The sequence below is a fragment of the Synechococcus sp. BA-120 BA3 genome, from assembly GCF_034931285.1.
Classification (GTDB): domain Bacteria; phylum Cyanobacteriota; class Cyanobacteriia; order PCC-6307; family Cyanobiaceae; genus Cyanobium.
In genome coordinates, this window is sequence record NZ_JAYGHZ010000391.1 from 1 (window position 1) to 3,526 (window position 3,526).

2 protein-coding genes are annotated in these 3,526 nt (G+C 69.6%); one reads left to right on the top strand and one right to left on the bottom strand.

The features are described from left to right. Window positions 1-11 precede the first annotated feature (11 nt). Window positions 12-647 carry a 3-isopropylmalate dehydratase small subunit gene (locus tag VB737_RS15630; protein WP_500314308.1) on the top strand — a complete coding sequence of 212 codons (636 nt, stop codon included), beginning with the start codon at window positions 12-14 and terminating at the stop codon, window positions 645-647. A 7-nt stretch (window positions 648-654) separates the two neighbouring features. Here the strand turns inward: VB737_RS15630 and VB737_RS15635 are convergent. After that, window positions 655-3,526 (bottom strand): DUF3769 domain-containing protein (locus VB737_RS15635; RefSeq protein ID WP_500314306.1); only part of this gene is annotated, 2,872 nt, incomplete at its 5' end.

Genomic DNA, 3,526 nt, shown 5'->3' on the forward strand with positions numbered 1-3,526 from the left:
CCCACCCCCGCATGAGCGCCACCCCCTTCCCGGCCGGACCGATCCAGCACTGCCAGGGCCGCGCCGTCGTCGTGCCCGGCGACGACATCGACACCGACCGGATCATCCCGGCCCGTTATCTCAAGTGCGTCACCTTCGACGGGCTGGCGGAGGGTGTCTTCGCCGATGACCGCCGCGAGCGGGCCGGCGACCATCCCTTCGATCGCGCCGACAACCAGGGTGCCGCGATTCTCGTGGTCAACCGCAACTTCGGCTGCGGCTCCAGCCGCGAGCACGCCCCCCAGGCGCTGATGCGCTGGGGCATCCGGGCGGTGATCGGCGAGAGCTTCGCCGAGATCTTCTTCGGCAACTGCCTGGCCCTGGGGATCCCCTGCCTCAGTGCCGACCACGACACGGTGCTGGCCCTCCAGGCCGCCATCGCCGCCCATCCCGGTGCCCGGCTGCAGCTCGATCTCGAGCCGCCCCAGGTGATGCTGGAGGCCGATGGCGAGCGTTTCGGCTGGCCGCTGGAGCTGGCGGCCGGTCCGCGCAGGATGCTGGTGAGCGGGGAGTGGAACGGCACCGCCCAGCTCGTGGCCCATGACGCCGAACTGCGCGCCACCGCCGGCCGGCTCCCCTATCTGACCGGCTTCGCCGCCACCGCCTAGAACCCGCCTAGAAGGGGCGCTGCAGGGCCCCCTGGGTGGGGTGATAGGGGATGAAGGGTGTCCCTGGTCCCTTGAAGTTGAAGTCGTTGAGCCGCACGCGGATGCCGCCCAGCCCGTCATAGGGGCTGTAGTACACGCCGATCTCGTAGGAGCGCCGCTGCCAGCGCAGTTCCAGGTAGGAGCCGGTGACATCGCCGTAGAAGCCGGAGTTGGGATCGACGTTGATGCCGATGCCGCCGCTGAAGACCAGCGGGCCCACAATCTGCTGGGAAAGGCCGATGCCGACCGTGCCCAGGTCGACGGCGCGGTCGAAGTTCAGTGGGCTCTGGCCCTGCCGCAGGGTGATGCCGCCGGTGAGGGTCAGCTGGGTGTAGTCGAAGAACGGCTTCTCGAAGCGGCCCAGGGTGAGGGTGGGTCCCCCGGACAGCCCGATCGTGTTCTGGTTGGTGCCGTCGCTGAAGTAGGCGGCCACACCGAGCAGGTTGGCGTTGAAGCGCAGCCCTGGAACGATGGGCACCGGTGTATTGGCCAGGGAGACCACCGGCGGGCTGGTGGTGGGCTTGGCGGTCCAGATCGGGTAGGAGAAGTTGAAGGAGCCGATGGCGTTGGCCCGCCACACCTCCAGCAGATCGGTCCCGGTGGTCGGGTTGGCCTGGAAGTTGCCCACCCCCATGCGCCAGTAGTAGCTGCGGGCCAGTTTCCCCCAGCTGGGCAGGCTTCCCTGCTGCTCCAGCGAGACGCCGTAGGCGGAGTAGACGTCCTGCTCCCCCAGGGAGCCGTTCCAGGTGCGGAAGCGGTAGGCGCCGAAGATGCGGAAGGTGCTGAAGCCGATCACAGGCAGCTTCACCAGCCGGGCCAGGTCGCCGAAGCTGCGGGTGCCGTTGGCGATGTTGTCGGGATCGAAGGTGGAAAGGGAGAGGCGGGCATCGGCGTTGAAGCCCAGCAGGGGCCCGGTGAGACGGGCATCCAGGCCGAAGTAGTCGCCGCCCTTGGCCGGCTGCTCAACGATGTTGGTGGAGCCGGGCCGCGAGCCGGGCAGGGGGTAGGCGTCGGTGTTGCCGGTGTAGAGGCGCTGCACCATCACCTGGGGCTGGAGGTTGAGGAGCCCCTTCTCGCCGATCTTGATCGGGATGTTGTAACCGAGGAAGAAGCCGTCCCGGTCCTCCCGGTCGTTGCCGATCACCAGGGGATTGCTCACCTCGTCGTCCTTCTGGATGCGGCGCTGGCGCACCACCCGGATCGGCAGGCGATCCTCCAGCCGCAGCGTGTTGCGCCGGGCCTTCACCAGGGTGTCGCCGTTAGGCAGCAGGGTGATGACGACCTTCTCCGAATCCATCCACGACTGGGCCGGGGTGAACGGATCGTTGGTGAAGCCCACCCGGTCGCCGGAGAGGGTGTTGGGGGTGATCTTGAGGCGCCGGGCCTGGATGCGCCAGCGGCTCACGGTGCCCTTGATCAGCTCCTGGTTGCCTTCGGTGGTCTGGTCCTTGAGCTGCTCGGGCCGGGTGGTGCCGAAGTCGTTGGCCACCTCCGGTGTGGTGAACTCGCGCGGGAAGCCGAAGCGCCGCTCGGCCTTGAGGCTGCGCTCGAAGGTCACGTTCTCGACCCGCTGGGGAATGCGGGCGATGGCCTCCCGCCGCAACCGCTCCTGATGCCGGGCGTTGCGCCACACCCCGCCCTTGTCCTCGGGGGGCTTGGCGGGGGGCGCCGGAGCCGGCTGGCCGCTGGTGCCGGTCCAGCCTGGGCCCATCGTCACCTGCTCGAGCTGCTGGGCCAGCCCATCGGGCTGCTCGCTGGCCAGGGGCGGAGCCTCCGGGCATCCCTGGGCGGGAGGCACCGGCATCGGCTCACTGGCGAGCTTGTCGGTACCGAAGCGGTAGCGCAGGCCCAGCAGGTAGGCGTTGCTGCCTTCGCTGACGCCGCTGAAGGTGCCGTAGGCCCCGGAGCGGTGGTGGATGCGGCCGACGGCCGACCAGCGGGGGGTGACCAGCGCCTCCACCTCGAAGGCCAGGTAGTTGAGCAGGCGCGCCGAGTTCGGGCGGAAGGTCTGCTCGTAGTTGCTCTTGGCGGTGAGGACGCTCAGGCCCTCCACGAAGTAGACGTTGAGCCAGGGCCGCAGCCACAGCCGCAGACCGAGGCCGCCGGTGACTTCACCGAAGCTCTGGGCGGGGGTATCGGAGAAGGGGATGGCCTGGTTGAAGCCGCCGCCCGGTTGGGCACTGGCCCGGTGCCCCAGCAGGTTGGCATCGAATTCCAGCGAGAGGGGCCCGGCCTGGAGGAGGCGGCGCTGCAGGCCGATGCCGCCCAGGTATTCGGGGCGGAAGCGACCGCTGAAGGTGAAGGTGTCGCCGAATTCACCGGCATACATCTGGCCGGCCCAGGTGGTGACGGCCCAGGGGTAGGGGTGCCACTGGGGCACGGCCGGATAGGTGGGGGTGCAGCTGATCGGCTCCGGCGGCGGCAGGGGCTGGGAGGCCTCGGTCTCGAGGTTGAAGTCCTCCTTGGTGGTGTCGAGATCGATGACGCCGTAGACATCGTCGATCTCCCCCACCCCCTCCAGCAGGGCGTAACGGAGACGGCTGCCCTGCAGATACTGCTGGCCGCGTTGAAAGCGCACGTTGCCCACCGCATAGATGGTGCGGGTGGTGGCCTCGAACTCCAGCCGGTCGGCCAGCAGCCGGCCCCCGGCCAGGCGGGCCATGACGCTGCCGGTGGCCACGAAACGCTGCAGCTGGCCGTCGTAGCCCTGCTGGTTGGCGGTCAGCTCCAGCTCCAGGGGCATCGCGTCGCCCGCCGGGGCGGCCTCCAGACCCAGGACCGGCTCTGTCGTGGCGGCGGGGTTGGCGGGGAGCGGCGCCGGTGCGGGCTCGGCTCCGGCC